The 16,538-nt window shown below is 40.9% G+C and carries 15 protein-coding genes, 1 tRNA gene and 2 riboswitches; of the genes, 5 read left to right on the forward strand and 11 right to left on the reverse strand.

The genetic code is table 11. The annotated features are described in order from the left end of the window. Positions 1-331 precede the first annotated feature (331 nt). The 4 genes from V2H41_RS10420 to V2H41_RS10435 form a co-directional block, all read right to left on the reverse strand. Positions 332-1,162, reverse strand: a complete 831-nt coding sequence (locus tag V2H41_RS10420; RefSeq protein ID WP_330975093.1) for an energy transducer TonB — start codon at positions 1,160-1,162, stop codon at positions 332-334. Positions 1,163-1,221: 59 nt separating this feature from the next. Then, complete coding sequence (locus V2H41_RS10425) at positions 1,222-1,845, reverse strand: ExbD/TolR family protein (protein ID WP_330975094.1); 624 nt, start codon at positions 1,843-1,845, stop codon at positions 1,222-1,224. Positions 1,846-1,875: 30 nt separating this feature from the next. Beyond that, positions 1,876-2,532, reverse strand: a complete 657-nt coding sequence (locus V2H41_RS10430) for an ExbD/TolR family protein (RefSeq protein WP_330975095.1) — start codon at positions 2,530-2,532, stop codon at positions 1,876-1,878. 76 nt (positions 2,533-2,608) lie between these two features. Further along, positions 2,609-3,466 (reverse strand): MotA/TolQ/ExbB proton channel family protein, encoded by an 858-nt coding sequence (locus tag V2H41_RS10435; RefSeq protein WP_330975096.1) that lies wholly within the window; start codon positions 3,464-3,466, stop codon positions 2,609-2,611. A 354-nt stretch (positions 3,467-3,820) separates the two neighbouring features. On the opposite strand from V2H41_RS10435, the gene tpx reads away from it, so the two are divergent. Further along, positions 3,821-4,318, forward strand: coding sequence for a thiol peroxidase (gene tpx, locus V2H41_RS10440; RefSeq protein WP_330975097.1), 498 nt, complete (start codon positions 3,821-3,823; stop codon positions 4,316-4,318). Between the two features lie 87 nt (positions 4,319-4,405). Beyond that, a riboswitch (Fluoride riboswitch) is annotated at positions 4,406-4,476 on the forward strand. A gap of 42 nt (positions 4,477-4,518) precedes the next feature. Then, positions 4,519-5,856: a voltage-gated chloride channel family protein gene (locus V2H41_RS10445; protein ID WP_330975098.1), complete on the forward strand. Its 1,338-nt coding sequence runs from the start codon at positions 4,519-4,521 to the stop codon at positions 5,854-5,856. A 15-nt stretch (positions 5,857-5,871) separates the two neighbouring features. Here the strand turns inward: V2H41_RS10445 and V2H41_RS10450 are convergent. From V2H41_RS10450 to V2H41_RS10480, 7 genes are all read right to left on the reverse strand, one after another. Further along, positions 5,872-5,946: transfer RNA gene (locus V2H41_RS10450), tRNA-Arg, on the reverse strand. A 98-nt stretch (positions 5,947-6,044) separates the two neighbouring features. Further along, positions 6,045-6,623, reverse strand: coding sequence for a MarC family protein (locus tag V2H41_RS10455; RefSeq protein WP_330975099.1), 579 nt, complete (start codon positions 6,621-6,623; stop codon positions 6,045-6,047). 152 nt (positions 6,624-6,775) lie between these two features. Next, a complete protein-coding gene (locus tag V2H41_RS10460) occupies positions 6,776-8,737 on the reverse strand; it encodes a TonB-dependent receptor plug domain-containing protein (RefSeq protein ID WP_330975100.1) in 1,962 nt (653 codons plus the stop codon). Between the two features lie 102 nt (positions 8,738-8,839). Then, positions 8,840-9,035, reverse strand: a riboswitch (cobalamin riboswitch). 111 nt (positions 9,036-9,146) lie between these two features. Continuing rightward, a complete protein-coding gene (locus V2H41_RS10465; RefSeq protein ID WP_330975101.1) occupies positions 9,147-10,481 on the reverse strand; it encodes an MBL fold metallo-hydrolase in 1,335 nt (444 codons plus the stop codon). Positions 10,482-10,508: 27 nt separating this feature from the next. After that, the gene (locus V2H41_RS10470) at positions 10,509-10,991 is read right to left on the reverse strand and encodes a DUF6691 family protein (protein ID WP_330975102.1); all 483 of its coding nucleotides are present in this window, start codon (positions 10,989-10,991) and stop codon (positions 10,509-10,511) included. Between the two features lie 9 nt (positions 10,992-11,000). Continuing rightward, positions 11,001-11,564 carry a YeeE/YedE family protein gene (locus V2H41_RS10475; protein ID WP_330975103.1) on the reverse strand — a complete coding sequence of 188 codons (564 nt, stop codon included), beginning with the start codon at positions 11,562-11,564 and terminating at the stop codon, positions 11,001-11,003. 17 nt (positions 11,565-11,581) lie between these two features. Continuing rightward, the gene (locus V2H41_RS10480) at positions 11,582-12,364 is read right to left on the reverse strand and encodes a sulfite exporter TauE/SafE family protein (RefSeq protein ID WP_330975104.1); all 783 of its coding nucleotides are present in this window, start codon (positions 12,362-12,364) and stop codon (positions 11,582-11,584) included. A 337-nt stretch (positions 12,365-12,701) separates the two neighbouring features. Here V2H41_RS10480 and V2H41_RS10485 point away from each other — a divergent pair, with 337 nt between their 5' ends. From V2H41_RS10485 to porK, 3 genes are all read left to right on the forward strand, one after another. Further along, the gene (locus tag V2H41_RS10485) at positions 12,702-14,036 is read left to right on the forward strand and encodes an APC family permease (RefSeq protein WP_330975105.1); all 1,335 of its coding nucleotides are present in this window, start codon (positions 12,702-12,704) and stop codon (positions 14,034-14,036) included. 1 nt (position 14,037) lies between these two features. After that, on the forward strand, positions 14,038-15,198 hold the full coding sequence (locus V2H41_RS10490; protein WP_330975106.1) for a trans-sulfuration enzyme family protein: 1,161 nt from the start codon (positions 14,038-14,040) through the stop codon (positions 15,196-15,198). Positions 15,199-15,310: 112 nt separating this feature from the next. After that, positions 15,311-16,522 carry a T9SS ring complex lipoprotein PorK/GldK gene (gene porK, locus V2H41_RS10495; protein ID WP_330975107.1) on the forward strand — a complete coding sequence of 404 codons (1,212 nt, stop codon included), beginning with the start codon at positions 15,311-15,313 and terminating at the stop codon, positions 16,520-16,522. Positions 16,523-16,538: the final 16 nt, after the last annotated feature.

Raw genomic sequence — 16,538 nt, forward strand, 5'->3', positions numbered from 1 at the left:
TCAATCGGTGCTATCAAACGCCACAGCTTATAACATACAATCCTCCTATCTATCTTATGGCGTAACAGGATTAATGCAATAAATAACTTTCCCCTGTTTAAGACTTAGTCTTCTCATTGTAAATAAGAATTAAATAACTCCTTTCTTTACATTCAAAAGGCTACTACACAGGTCCTTCCAATAAATTCTCTTGACGATACCGACAATAAACGAGTCAACCTGCATATATCGTCGATTGTGAGCGGCTGGGGAAGATAGAAATAATAAAAAATCCCGCCTGAAAAAGCGGGATTTTAAAACTACTTAAAACCTTTAAGATCATTAGTCATATTTACTGCTCAACCACCTGGAAGGTAATCGGCTGCTTTCTGTAAGCTTTTACTTCACGTCCATTCTGAATCGCAGGTTTCCATTTACCGGACTTTTTAATTACCCGAATGGCTTCCTGCTCCATTCCGTAACCCACGTTAGTCAAAGCCTTCACATCACTTACAGTACCGGTTACATCCACAATGAATTGGATTATCACCGTGTAGTTTCCGGGAGGAGCACCATTTTCTACAGGCACCTGAGAATCCAAGTTTCTTTGCAGAAAGTTTACCCAGTTACCCGGATAAGAAGCATCTACCTCTACTTTGGTAAATACTTCAGGTTCTTTTTCTACAGGTTTAGCCTGCACCAGACCTTTACCGGCATCCACTGCAGCTGGCGGGGTAACGATACCAATATCTTTAATACCCTCTTGGTTGATGGTACCAATTTTGGTTTCCTTCAACTCTTCCACTGCGGGTGGTGGTTCCTTCACCTCTTCATCTTTTACGATTTTAGGAGGTGTGAACTGTTTCATTTCAATTTGGGGTGGAGGCGCCTGTTTGGGTGGCGGCGGTGGTGGAGGGGGTGGTGGTTCCTCCGGCTTCTCCTGTTGAATGTTTTGAATCGTAACCTCATTGATTTTTACGGCTTCGTTGTCTACCGCCGGTTTTAGTTGGCTTTTTACAATGGCTATTCCCGCAATCACTACAAGAGCAAGGGCGGTGAATGCCAAAGCCAACCACAACCTTTTCGGATAGGTTTTACGAAGCTCATATGCACCATAACTTTTATTGCGACCCTCAAAAAGAAGGTCCAAAAAGTCAGTGGTTAATATTTTATTAGCTTCCATTACTTTTTAAGTTTGTTAATATTGAGATGCAAAAATGCTCACATTCCACAAAAAGACGGTTATTGTCCAGCAGCAGCTGAGCCTACTGACGCATTTACAAGATCTAATTCTGTTTCAAATGGCTCCAACAATGCATAGCGTGATACTTTGTTGATGGTCATCTCATCCAGAATGTCGATCACTCCTTTATAATTTGCATCATCTGTAGGTTTAATCAGTACGAAGAAATCCTTTTGACGACAGTCGTTGGGATCTTTTCCGTCAGCCTTGGCTTTAGCCTCGCAAGCGGGGTCCGGAACGTATCTGGATTCTACCTCCTTCTTTTTGTTGATGATAACATCTCTGATTTCATTAAAGTTAGAGGATTTAAAGATCTGACTTGCGTTTTCATTGGTCAGTTCTCCCTCGTAATAGAAGATGCTATTATCTTTCGCTAACAAAATTGTAAGCGCTCCTGACATTTTCACCTTAGTTTGCTCTTCCTGCTTTTCAGTATCCTTTGGCATGTTCAGGTCCATTGTAGTAGGAGAGCTCATGGTCGAGGTGAATATGAAGAAGGTGATCAGCAGGAACCCCAAGTCCACCATGGGTGTCATATCCACCTTGGTGCTCAGCTTTTTGGCTTTCTTAACGCCAGGACCTTTTTTGTGTCCGCCGTCATCACCAGTATCTAAACTTGCCATAACTTTTCAGTTTTTGGAGTTAAACGATTATTAATTCTTTTTAGCATTACGCTCGTACCATAGCGGTGTTCCTTCAGGAGCTCCTTCCGGCATGGTTACTAGGTTGTACTTCTGCTCATCGTTTTTCTTCAATGCATCAATTACTGCTTTGAAAGCAGGGTATTTAGACACATTATCCCCTTTAATAAGGAATTTCACGGTTTTACCCATGTAAACAGTACGAGTCGCAGCAATCCAGTAATACAATTCATTGTTCGCTGAATCTTTTACCGGAATACCTTCCTGAACGTAAGACCTTTTTTGATCTTTAGAAAGTGCTAGGAATGGTCCTAGTTTGCTAAAGGGTACACCTATCATGTCTCCAGAGATATAGTTAGCAGCCTGCTCATCCGAAATTGGAATATTTCTGGCTTCAGCGGCAGCTTTGATAATATCCCTCGCTATTTGAGGGTCTTTTTGAGCCATGATAGAGAAATATACTTTATCATCCTTATCAATGCTGATCATTACAGCATCGTTCTCAGGCAATCTTTGTGAAGACACCGAGTTCGGCGTAGTAATAGGTACCGCCTCCGGTGGTTTAAATTTCGTTGCCATGATGAAAAACGACAGGATAAGGAACGCGATGTCCACGAAGGGCGTCATGTCCGTATCAGTCGATTTCCTGGCTATCTTAACTTTTGGCATATAAAATCACTGTTTTATTATAAGACGATACAACTCGGATTTTCCATAAAAAAGTTACAAAATTTTGCTCGTGTAATTATTTGTACAGAGAAGCAAAAGATTGAGTTAATGTAAATCCGGACTCGTCAATACCATAAGTGATATTATCGATTCTTGTAGTAAGCATGTTGTAGAATATCAACGCCAAAGCAGAAGTACCGATACCCAAAGCAGTGTTATACAGCGCTTCAGAGATACCAACCGCCAGCTGGCTAGAGTCTCCACCGCCACCAGATTCACCCAGTGCAGCGAATGAACGAATCATACCCATTACCGTACCTAACAGCGCTACCAGTGTACCGCACGATACGATTGTAGACAGGAACACCAGGTTTTTCTGAAGCATTGGTAATTCCAGGGCTGTAGCTTCTTCAACTTCTTTTTGAATAGCGATTACTTTTTGTTCAGTATCGAGGTCAGTTGCACTGATCATTTCTTTATAACGACGCAGACCAGCTTTCATTACATTACCAACAGAGCCTTTTTGTTTGTCGCACTCTGCAATAGCAGCGTCAACATTTTTGTTAGCCAGTTGATATTGTACTTTACGGATAAAGTTGCTGATATTTCCTTTACCTAATGCTTTGCTGATAGTAAGGAATCTTTCGATGGCGAAAACGATGGTCATTAAAAGCATACCAATCAAGAGAGGCACGATGATACCACCTTCGTAAATTCTGTGGAACGCATCAACTGGCCCTAAATGGTGCGGCCAAAAACCTCCCGCTGGATCTGGTGATTTAAACCCTGCAGGATTACCCATGCCAAATCTCCAAATACAATAACCAGCAATAATACATAATGCAGGTGCCACCCACGAAATCAGGTTTCCACTCTTTTTAGGTTGCACAGAAGTCGTTGCCGCTGCTACCGGCTTAGCTTGATTTTCAGCCATGATCTTAGTTTTTTAGTTTTTAAATATTTAAGCTCTTTAAAAAATAAGAGTACAATTCTAACAAAAAATAAATTACAACAAAATTTTTCGGTGATATTTTTTTAACCCTGAAAGTAACGCTTTTTAATGATTCAACACTAATTTATTCAAGCAGCTGTTTCTTCCCATCCACATTATTCCTGTTTTTTCATTATCATTATGTAAAAAAGACCATAAGAGTAGTTGTCAATCAATTAATTTTTCGGATATTGCATCAATAGTCACAACTAATATACTAATTCTTTTATTTTTTTCGTTAGTGACTTTCAGAATATTTTTCGAATAACAGTTTCTTAAAAAAAATTAACATTTACTATGTCACAAATTACTTTTAAAGGATCTCCTGTTAATACATCCGGCACGCTACCAGCAGTAGGTAGCCAGCTGAAAGACTTTACTTTAGTAAAAGATGATCTCAGTGAAAAAACACTTGCAGATTACAAAGGGAAAAAAATCGTATTGAACATTTTCCCCAGCATAGACACAGGCGTTTGTGCCGCCTCTGTAAGGAAGTTTAATGAAGAAGCTGCTAAGTTGGAAAATACTGTAGTAATCAATGTTTCAAGAGATCTTCCTTTTGCACAGAAAAGATTTTGCGCAGCAGAAGGTATTGCTAATGTGGAAACTCTTTCCGACTTCAGAGGAAGCTTTGGAGAAGATTACGGTGTAACACTAACAGACTCTCCCCTCAAGGGTTTGCTGAGCCGTGCTGTGGTGGTAGCAAACGAAAACGGAGCCATTGTTTATACCGAACAGGTTCCGGAAATCACACAGGAACCCAATTATGCAGCCGCTCTGGCAGCGTTACAATAAAATGTATTAGTGTATTTCTAAAGAAACCCGGTCAGCATACATGATCGGGTTTTTATGTATTTATTCAAAAACTCCTAACTTCGCCTCACATTAAAAGGAAATGGTGTCTTCCTATTTGAACCGTTTCCCCCACCGGAACTGATGGCGCCTACAAATTATGGTTATTTATTGATCATTTAAACCTATTAGTATTTGTAGGCATGAAACAATTCAAATCTTCTTTCGAGCAGTACGCTATTGCTTCCTATCTTTTAAAATGGACACTGCTGGTGTTTCCTGTAGCTGCTGTAGTAGGCTCTATGGTAGCACTTTTTTTGTGGTCGCTAGAAGTAGCCATCCATTATCGCTTTATACATCCATGGCTGCTGTACCTACTTCCACTAGCGGGGATTTTTATATACCTGCTTTATACGCATTGGGGAAAGAATGCCGAGCAAGGCAATAATCTTATCATAAACGAAATACACAATCCCGCTGGAAGTATCCCATTGCGTATGGCACCACTAGTGCTATTTACTACGGTAATTACCCATTTGTTTGGAGGCTCTGCCGGACGTGAAGGCACTGCCGTACAGATAGGTGGTAGCATTGCACAATTCTTTAGTAAAAAACTAAAGTTGTCTGCCGATGATACAGGCATTCTGTTGATGAGCGGCGTAGCTGCCGGATTTGGGGCCGTATTTGGTACACCCGTAACTGGAGCTATTTTCGCACTGGAAGTAATTACACTGGGAAAAATTAAATACAAAGCTCTGATGCCTTGTTTTATAGCCAGTGTACTGGGCGATCTAGTTTGCACGGCATGGGGTATTCAGCATACGGCTTACAATATCAGCTTCACAGAACAAACAGATAGTTTGCCTGTCTTATTTCATATTAATCCATTACTTCTTCTTAAAGTAATTGTAGCCGGTGTTGCCTTCGGATTTGCAGGATACTTGTTTGCCGAAACCACGCATCTTATAAAAATCTATAGCCATCGATGGGTACATAGAAAATGGATGATTCCAGCTTTAGGAGGCTTGACTATTATTTTGCTGGCTACTATACTGGGTACTGAAGACTATTTGAGTCTTGGTGTAGCCAACCCTCATACAGGCAGCGTTTCCATACTGTCTTCTTTTAATGAAGGCGGCGCCACAACCTTCAGCTGGTTCTGGAAACTGTTGTTTACTGCTATTACCATCGGTACCGGTTTTAAAGGAGGCGAAGTAACGCCGTTGTTTTTCATTGGAACTACTCTGGGCAATACCATAGCCGATCTTTCAGGAGCCCCCGTCGATCTAATGGCAGGACTGGGATTTATTGCGGTATTCGCGGCAGCTACCAATACACCTATAGCATGCACCATAATGGGCATAGAGCTGTTTGGTGGCGATCATATCCTTTACTATGCTGTAGCTTGCTTTACTGCTTACTATTTTAGCGGACACTCTGGGATTTACGCCGCACAAAGAATAGGCACGCCCAAATCCCAGCAGCATAATAAATATGTCAATACAACACTTCAGCAAATAAAAGAAAAAAAGAAAAGCTAAAAACAAGATAGGTATTGGTAGCCTCGCCCAGAATCGAACTGGGATCTCAAGTTCCGGAGACTTGCGTACTATCCATTGTACTACGAGGCCAACATACAATCAGGGGAAGGCTCTTCCGGGCGGCAAAATTAGGCTAAAAAAATTACAGGCAACCTCTATTAAACGATTATTTTCTATCAGTGCTAATACTAATGAATCAAACCTGCAGCATTAGTTGCAAATATTTTAACGGATATCGCCAGCAATATCACCCCGAAAAATTTTCTGATGGCTGTAAGACCACTGGGACCTAATAATCTGGATACACCGTTGAGCGACTTTAGAACAATGTAAATAATCAGTAGATTTATAACAATAGCCGCCAGAATGACCTGTATCTGATAATTCGCTTTAAGCGACATAATAGTAGTAAGAGTTCCCGAGCCTGCAATGAGTGGAAATGCAAGAGGCACTATTGTAGCTGCTTTTACATCGTCATCCGATTTAAAAAACTCTACTCCCAATACCATTTCCAGCCCCAGAATGAATATAACTATGGAGCCCGCCACAGCAAAGGATTTTACATCTAGCCCCAGTATATCCAATATGGGGCCTCCCATAAACAGAAAGAGTATCATGAGCACGCCGGCAATGACCGTTACCCGCAATTCGCGAATACCTCCCGCTTTATTTTTAATCGATATCAGAATCGGAATGGAGCCGATAATATCGATGATTGCAAACAGAGTAAAAGTTACCGTCAATAAATCCTTGTAGCTGAATTGCATGGATAATGGTTTTTAAAAGACACACTCTTTATATCATTCATACAATAAATATAATAATTCTTTAGCTGGTAATGAGCATGTGAAAATAACAACGCCATGTAACATTGCCTTATATAAACAATATTACATGGCATTGGTTGACGTATAAGCCGCTACAAAGAACACCTCAAACCAGCTAAAAAGTTAAAACGACGGCTATTATATCCATATACATCAAAATATTTTTGATCGGTGATGTTGCGAAAATCTCCAAACAACTTCAGCCAACGGTTTACTTTATACGCCACATAACAATCTACGGTATAATAGGCCGGCATGGGATTGGGCCCACCCAAATCATACTCCCCTGCAAGACGCTCCCCTACAAAGCGGAATGCCGGTGCAAGGGTAAGCCGGGAAGAGGGATTTAAAGTAAGCGTACTATTGAAGGTAAAATTAGGCCTGCGGTAAAGGTTACGGATTTTTTCACCATCGTTAGTACCATTCCCATTGATGTACGAAAAGTTGTTCACCCAACGGCCTATATTATCCACTACCACATTGCTCTCCACCTCAAAACCGTAATCGTGTTGTTCGTCACGATTTCGGTATTGGCTGACATAAGTATCAGGATTAGTATAGAAAATGATCAAATCCTTAATATCCCTTTTAAATGCCACAATGCGTAAATGATTGCGATTATCGTTCATAAAAGTCTGCAACCCTAATTCGTAGTTGATACTTTTTTCAGGCTTCAAGTCTCTGTTTCCATACTCGCTGTACAGCTGATACAATGAAGGCGTATTATATCCGCTGGATACGTTTAAAAAAACAATGGCCCCATCACCTATGTGATATGAAGGGTTGAAGGTAAAAGTGGTATTATTACCATATACGCTAAAATGATTATAGCGCCCACCTATCTCAATATTAAAACGCTTTAATTCTGCAAGTAATAGAGATGCATATACAGAAAGATTGCGTGCTTTGGCCGAATCGCTGCTAATTGGCAATGCATCATAAGGTCCGTAATTGGATATGCTCGTGTAATGCTGATCGGTTTTTTGTGCGATATACTGCACACCTCCTACTATGGAGGCGTGCGAAGAGAAGTGGTAGTTACCATACAATTCCGTTACCGAAGACAATCCCTTATATCCAGCATCTGACCAGACGGTATAGTAAGTAGCCGCCGGATCCAGACGCAGTGCTCCCACATCTGTGCTATCATCATAGTGAAAACGATCGGAACGCACAAAGCTTTGTGTAAGGTGTAACGTAGTTTTGCCGCGCTTATAATGTAGCCCCAGATTATTGATGAAGGTCTTGCTTCGAGCAGTGATATCATAATCATCGGCATAGGCACCAGCATCTGCATCAGCTTTATATTGACCGTAATTACTCATCAATTGTATCGAGAGTACATCAGAAATACGATACTGCAGATTGGCCTGAAAGTTATTTTGCCTTAATCCGTCTTTGTCAAACGAACGGCCGCCAATACTATCATATGCTGCAGAAAAACCATCGGTCTGCGTACGGTTATATATAACATTATACGAGAAACGCTTTATACTTCCTTTGATACTAACATCGCCTTGAAAAGTGTTGTAAGTTCCGTATGCTAGTGATACGGACGGGGATATGGATTTTTCTCCTCCCTTTTTAGTAATGATATTAATCACACCTGCTACGGCCGCACTCCCCCAAAGTGTACTTTGTGCACCTTTTAATATTTCGATACGCTCGATATGCTCGGGCTTAATATTGTTCAGGTCGTAAATATTGGTAATAAAAGACGGATCCTGCAGTGGAATACCATCAATCAAGAACAAAGTATTGCCCGTAGCTGCACCACGCATATAAAACTCTTGATTGGATGCAGGAGCATTATTGGCGCCTACTGTAAAGAGACCTGCATACTGATTTAGAATTTCGGTGAGGGATTTACCGGGATTGTTTTCCAACGTCGCTCTGTCAATTACGGTAATTACTTTACCGGTTTGAGATTGCTTTTGTTCTTTTCTGGTAGCGGTAACTACCACTTCGTCCAAGTCTTTGTTAACGGTTTCGTGCTGAGCGTGTAGTGTGCCATGAAGTATAACAGCAGCCACTACTAAAATTTTCCTTTTCATGCGTGATAAATTTTAGTTTGACTGCTCTCGGAAAGAAAAAGAAGGAGAGGTATAAACGCAAAAGAGCGGTTACATCTCATGCTTTTCACCCGAAAGCCTGATTCGTAATAGTGATTTCTGGCAGGTCTTCTGGCTTGGGCCGCTTCAACACCTTCCCATCCCTACCGGACAGTGGTTCTTTGTTGAAACTTCTTTCCAATCTGAAAGAGCCCTTACAGCTACGGGGATAGCGCCGGACTTTCACCGGACTTCCCTTTTAACTCCGCATACAACGGAGACCAAAAACCGCAGCAAAAGTAAGAAAATGCTAAATACACCAGCTTAATTTCATTACAAAAAATATAAGAGGCATATCCTTAAATAATAATGCACCCACATCTATGGGTGCATTATCCTTCACTAAGCCGTATTAAAAAGTTTTTACTGCATCGCCCAAATCATATACAACTGCATCAGCCGGTAATTTTGCTCGTAGCAAGGAGCTTGCTGCCGCACTTCTATACCCTCCAGCACAGTGCACTACTATTGGTTTACCGGAAGGGATCTTATCAATATTATTTCTTAGTTGTCCTAAAGGAATTGCGATGCTATTTTCGAAGATTCGGCGCTTCTTCACTTCGGTGTCGTTACGCACATCTACAATGGTGTAATCGTCGGGGTGCTTTCTAAATTCTTCCACATCCAGTAATGGTTGTGCCAATGAGCCGGTATTAACAATAAAAGCATGTTGTATACTGGTTTCGTAACCAATAGCTGCAGCGCGTTCTATGGCCGTATCCACACTGCTTTTATCGGCAGCTGCTATATAAAAGGGTTCTCCTGGTTTTACGATGCTACCCAACCAAGTTTCGAACTTATCCCCTTTCATTAGATTCACCGAATGGGGTAGATGACCTTTTTTATATGCATCCTGAGGACGCGTATCGATGATTAATATTTCTTCTTCCAAATTTGGTACCATAGTACTAAAGGGTACTTTTTCCACACTTTCTTTAAACGGTGCTGCACCTTTGCGATTTAACTCTACATCAAAGGGGAAATAAGCCGGTATAAAAGGCTGATCCTCTAGAAGCTGCTGCATGAATTCTTGCTCGGACATGGGTTGTAAGCTCCAGTTGGTCTGCTTTTCGATACCGATAGTGCTTTTGGGAGCATCGCTCAAGTTTTTACCGCAAAGCGTTCCCGCCCCGTGCGCCGGATATACGATAACGTCATCGTTCAGCAAAGCCAGCTTTTCATGTAGCGAATGGTACATCATGCGCGCCAGCTCATTTCTGCTGAGTTGTATACTCCCCGCTCCTTCCCTTAAATCGGGCCGACCACAATCGCCTATAAACAATGTATCCCCGGTGAAAACCGCCTTCTGTATGCCTTCATGTTCCAGCAGAATACATATACTATCCGGAGAGTGTCCCGGAGTATTCAGTGCTATCAGACGCATCTTACCCAACTCGATAACCTGTCCTTCATCGAAAGACTGATGAGGATAAAAAGCGCCTACTTTTTCGCTTACATAAATTGTAGCTCCGGTAGTATTAGCAATCTCTACATGACTGCTCACAAAGTCTGCATGAGGATGCGTTTCAATAACACCGACGATTCTAGCATCATGCTTTTTTGCGTAATCATAATAGGGTTGAGGGTTACGGGACGGATCAATCAAAATAATCTCTTTCTGACACTCACTCAATATAGCATAACTATAATGGGCCAGACTTACATCTTCAAATTGCTCTATCTGCATATATATATGTTTTCATTATTTACATAATTAATGAGGAAGTTTATCCCTCAGGTACCCATATACCCAGGTACCGGCAATAGCACTTAACAGTACCACAAGCACTACCCCTACCCCAGTACCAATTTGTACAAATATGGGACCCGGGCAAGCTCCAGTCATGGCCCATCCTAGTCCAAACATCACCCCTCCGTATATCTGTCCTTTATTAAACTTTTTTGGGGCAAATGTGATGGGGGCACCATCAATGGTTTTTATATTGAACTTTTTAATCAACCACACCGAAATCATTCCCACTACTACAGCCGATCCTATAACGCCGTACATATGGAAACTTTGCAAGCGAAACATTTCCTGATAGCGAAACCAGGAAATAATTTCGGCTTTGACAAATACGACGCCGAACAAAACACCTACAATCAAGTATTTAATATTGCGCCACCATGGTTCCTGTACCATCACATCATTATCAAGGCGCACTTCAAAGTCGGTATCTTTTATTGCTTCTTTCATAATGGATCGTTAGAGGTTGAGAATAAAGGGTAATATCAGATTTGCCATAACAAATCCGCCAATCATAAAGCAAATAGTCGCTACCAGCGAAGGCCATTGCAGGTTGCTCAATCCCATAATCGCATGGCCGCTGGTACAGCCACCTGCATAACGGGTACCAAATCCTACCAGAAACCCTCCTACAACCAACATCAGCAATCCTCTTACTGTTAAGAAGCCTTGCCAGCTAAATATTTCTGAAGGCAACTGATGCTGATGATCAGTAATTCCATATTGATTCAGCTCTGACAATAAAGCCGGAGCCACCTCGACAGGATTGGGGTCCGGAAGCCAGGTTGCAGCAATAAAACCACCTAATATCAGTCCGGCTACAAAAAACAGATTCCACATTTCTTTTTTCCAGTTGTATTTGAAAAAGGAAATGTTTGCCGGAAAATATGCGGCGCATATATGACGCAGATTGGCGGAAATACCAAAATGCTTATTACCTAAGAGTAATAAAGCCGGCACGGTAAGCCCTATCAGCGGACCGGCCACCCACCAAGGCCAAGGTTGTTTGATCCATTCGATCATATATGATTATTTTAAAATCATGTGGTAATGAGTGATATCTCATGAACAATAATGTAAATCCCCATCAGCAATACAAACCACCCGAACCCCTTTTTCAATACACTACCATCCATTCTTTTTCCCAATGCGATCCCGATTAAAATGCCAGCGATTGACACACCGGTAATTTTTAATAACAACTTCCAGTCCATGTTATGATGCGTCACATCGTCGGCAAAGCCGATAAGACTATTGATGGTAATAATCAACAAGGAGGTTCCCACGGCTCTTTTCACCGGAAGACGCAATAATAATACTAATGCCGGAATCAATAAAAATCCCCCTCCAGCACCCAGAAGCCCAGTGACCAGTCCTACTCCTACTCCATAACCGAGTATTTTCAATACACTAGTATTATGCTGAGATGTTTGTTCATGCTCATGCGTCCTTATCATCGAAAAAGAGGAGACTATCATTAAGAGAGCAAAAAGCATCATAGTAATGAATGAAACCGGTATCGAAAGCCCACTTATACTTATCTCCTGCGGTAAATTAGGTATAATATAATGACGAATACAAAATACCGTCATGACCGATGCTAAACCGAATATTAGTACCATCCTCATATCCAACTTGTTAGTTGCCCAGTGCGTTATAGAACCTACAAAGCTGGTTACGCCAACTATAAACAAGGAATAAGAGGTGGCCAACACAGGGGGTATATCAAACAAATAGACCAATATGGGAACCGTTAATATAGAGCCCCCTCCGCCAATGAGCCCCAAAGAAAGGCCTATAAACAACGCTAGTAGGTATCCCATAATACAAATTTGCGTGTACGTTCTTATAAATAAAATGATATTAATCAGTTGTTTACCTAATTCAGAGCACTTATTTACATAACTAAGTCCATGCTATAGCATCGCTCTTGAAACCTTTGTATAAAAGCAGCCGAACAAAGATTTCCGAGTACCGGAACTTATCACAGTGTTCGGATTAATACTTTCGATGCTCTATAAACTTTACTGCAAAGATTAGCTTTTTATCATAATCCGCCCGATAAACTTATTTTTGACCCCCTAAGTACATAAAATGCGGTTTTTGATAGTTTTCCTGCATTCTAGAAACGGAAATTATTAATTACATATCTTCAATACGATGAAAAAGCAACTTGGCCTATTTGACCTTACTATGATAAGTGTCAGTTTTGTAATAGGCATGGGGATATTTAGAGCACCCATCAATGTGGCGCGTGCTACACCCGATGTTATCACCTATTTTTTATGTTGGCTGGCTGGAGGCCTAGTGGCTTTTTGCGGAGCGTTGACTTATGCCGAAATAGGATCGCGCACCCCAGCAACTGGCGGATACTATAAAGTATTTTCTTACGCTTACCATCCTTCCATTGCCTTTGCCATCAATTGTATCATACTTGTAAGTAATGCCGCTTCATTAGGAATGGTAGCACTGGTAGGTGCAGAATATATCGCAGGCATCCTATTTCCCAGCGCACCCAATATCAAAACCATAGAGATCATTACAGCAATAGTGGCCATTATTATATTCTATGGTGTCAACATGCTGGGACTGAGGATGAGTTCCCGTACACAAAATGTATTAATGCTTATCAAAATCGGCTTAGTTGCCTTACTAGTATTATCAATATTTTTTGCGGATCCCGCTCCTAGAATACAACCTGAAGGCGTAATATCGCCCACAATGAAAGAATATATTAAAGCTTTTGGAATTGGACTAGTGGCGGTGAGTTTTACGTATGGAGGCTATCAGCAGACCATTAATTTTGGAGAAGAAATCAAAAACCCCTCTAAAACTGTTCCTCGCAGCATCTTCTGGGGAATGCTTATCATCGTATCCTTATATCTGCTGGTGAATTACGCGTACGTATACGTGATAGGGTTTGAGCAATTGAAGGAAAGCAAAAATATAGCAGCCATTATGGCTTCAAAGGTTTTAGGTTCCAAAGCCGAAACCGTACTCTCTGTACTTCTATTTCTCGGAGTGCTGGCTTATATCAACGGCTCCTTATTAAGTAATCCGCGCGTGATGTATGCCATGAGTCAGGACAAGGTGCTTCCCTCATTTTTTTCATCCACTAATAAAAATGGGGTATTCAGCACTTCGCTTACAGTTTTTTCATTAATAGCTGTATTGGTGGTATTTTGGGCTGAAGAGTTTGATAAAATACTCAGCTTCTCCATTTTTTTAGACTGCTTCGGCATGGCTTTATCTGCCGGCAGTATTTTTTATTTCAGGAGAAAAACAAAACATCTTGACGGGACCGGCATCTATAAGATGAAACTTTATCCGTTAATACCCATTATATTCATTGCGGCCTATGCTTTTGTAGGAACAAGCATTGCGCTGGACTACAAAAAAAATGACCATGCAGCGCTGATAGGATTAAGTGTGTTGGCATTGTTCATGCTACTATACTTTATTTTTTATAAAAACACCAAAAAGAAAGTATTATAAAATGGATATTTCCAATATCATTAATGAGCTGGGAGAGGACAGGGAGCTTTATTTTAATGCAGTGGCTCCTCCCATTTGGCAGGCCAGCAACTTTGCATTTAAAACAGTAGAAGATTTTAGTAAAATTGCTGAGGATGAGCGCCAAGCCTATGTTTACAGCAGGGGTATTAATCCCACAACCGATATATTACGCAAAAAATTAGCTGCCCTAGATCATGCAGAGGATTGCTTGTTGTTTAGCAGTGGCGCTGCTGCTATTTTCGCCGGGGTATTTGCAAATGTAAAAGCCGGAGACCACATCGTATCTGTAAAAAATCCGTACAGTTCGGCCAAAAAAATGTTCGATGCTATTTTGCCAAGATTTGGTGTTACGGTTTCATATATAGACGGAAAAACTATTGAGGAGTGGGAAAATGCACGGCAGAACAATACAGTCTTATTCTATTTGGAATCTCCCAACAGCTGGACTTATGAATTACAGCCACTGGCACAAATAGCGCAACTCGCTAAAAAACATAATATCGTCACCTTCATCGATAATACGTATTGCACTCCCATTTATCAGAATGTAATAGATATAGGTATTGATATTGCCATGCAGACAGCAACCAAGTACATCGGGGGGCATAGTGATACATTAGGAGGTGTACTATGCGGAAGTAACGCCATGATGAAAAAGATTTTCGATACCGAGTTGATGACAATCGGTAGCAGTCTCCAGCCTTTTAACGGATGGCTTTTATTAAGAGGTCTTCGCACACTGCCTTTGCGTCTGGAACGCATCCATCAAACCACGCAGCGGATAATAAGCTTTTTGGACCAGCATCCTGCTATAGAAAAAATTATATTTCCTTTTCATCCTTCGTTTGAACAGTATGAGCTCGCCAAAAAGCAGATGAAAGCTGCACTAGGGTTGGTTACGATAATTCTGAAAAAATATGACAGAAGCTCAATCATCCATTTCTGTGAAAGTTTACGACACTTTCTGATGGCCGTAAGCTGGGGTGGTCACGAAAGTCTTGTGATACCCCGTTGCACTTTTATACCGGAACAAGACTACAACCCAGATAATGAATATCACCGCCACATACGATTATACTGCGGACTGGAAGAACCGGAATATTTGATTCAAGACTTGGAACAAGCACTAAAAACAATATAAGCTAACAAAGATATAGCAAACAAAAATCATCTGCTGGTGCATTTTGGCGGCTTTGGTATATCATTTGCTGAAAAGCTATTACACACTTTGAGTATAAAACACCATAAAAGATATGAGGTTCATTTCATGCTTTGTTATTACTTTTTTACTTATCAGCAATAGTGTTTATGCGCAAAAAAGCTTGCGATTAAAAAAACTAGTAGCTAAAAAATCGGCAATTTCATCTACTATTCCCTTATCGGTGGTAGAAATTCCTACCGGAACCTTTATCATGGGAGATGAAAACGACACCTCGTCGGTAACAAAAAAAGAACGTGTCAAACCAGTGTTAATAAGCGGCTTTTATATTTCGCAAACCGAAATTACAAACGCTCAATATAGAGAATTCGTGCACTGGGTACGCGACTCTATTGCAGCAAGAATTTTAGGAGGCGAATACATAAAAATCAATGGCAGTGATACAGCTGTAAACTGGAAATTGGCTTCTAAAATTAATTATAATAATCCTCAAATCATTGAAATACTAGGAGACTTCTTCATCGATCCCTCCAGATCTGTTGACAATAAAAGAAGCATCGATCCCAAGAGGCTGGTATACCTGATGCACGGCTTCAATTATCTTGAAGCAGCTAAGAAAGAAAATCGTGACAGAAACCCCACAGAATTTATTTACAAATATGAAATCCCCATTTATCCGGATACACTTTGTTGGTTACGCGACTTCGGTTACTCCAACAATGAACACATGGCCGTTAATTATTTCAGCAGCCCCAAATATCAAAACTTTCCGGTTGTAGGTGTAAGCTGGAATCAGGCAAATGCTTTCTGCGACTGGATTACCAAACAAAAAATCTACCCTTATCAAATTAAAAATAAACTATCACAAGGAGGCCGCTGTCGACTCCCAACCGAAGCAGAATGGTTATATGCAGCCAGCCTTGATGAAAGAACGGCCCAAGCAAACGCAAAGGCTGCGAAAAAGAAAAAAGATACATCTGAAGAACAACCCGCCAGAATATTTCCCGTAAACGTATATGAAGGTCAAAAAGGCAATATAGGGTTGTACAATATGACCGATAACGTTTCGGAATGGGTGCTGACCTCTTATTACGAAGGAGGCGAAAACTTTCAAAATCGTTTTAACCCGGATATTCAAATAGGTACACCGACAACACAATCTCGATTCCAAAGAAGAAAAGTGATTAGAGGCGGCAGCTGGAAGGATACCCCATCCATGCAAACTACCTCCAATCGCTCTTACGATGATATGGATGCAACACACTCTTATCTAGGATTTAGAGTTGTATTAAATATGCCACAATAAAAATCAACTACTATAA

This window comes from Niabella digestorum (assembly GCF_036409055.1).
GTDB lineage: Bacteria > Bacteroidota > Bacteroidia > Chitinophagales > Chitinophagaceae > Niabella > Niabella composti.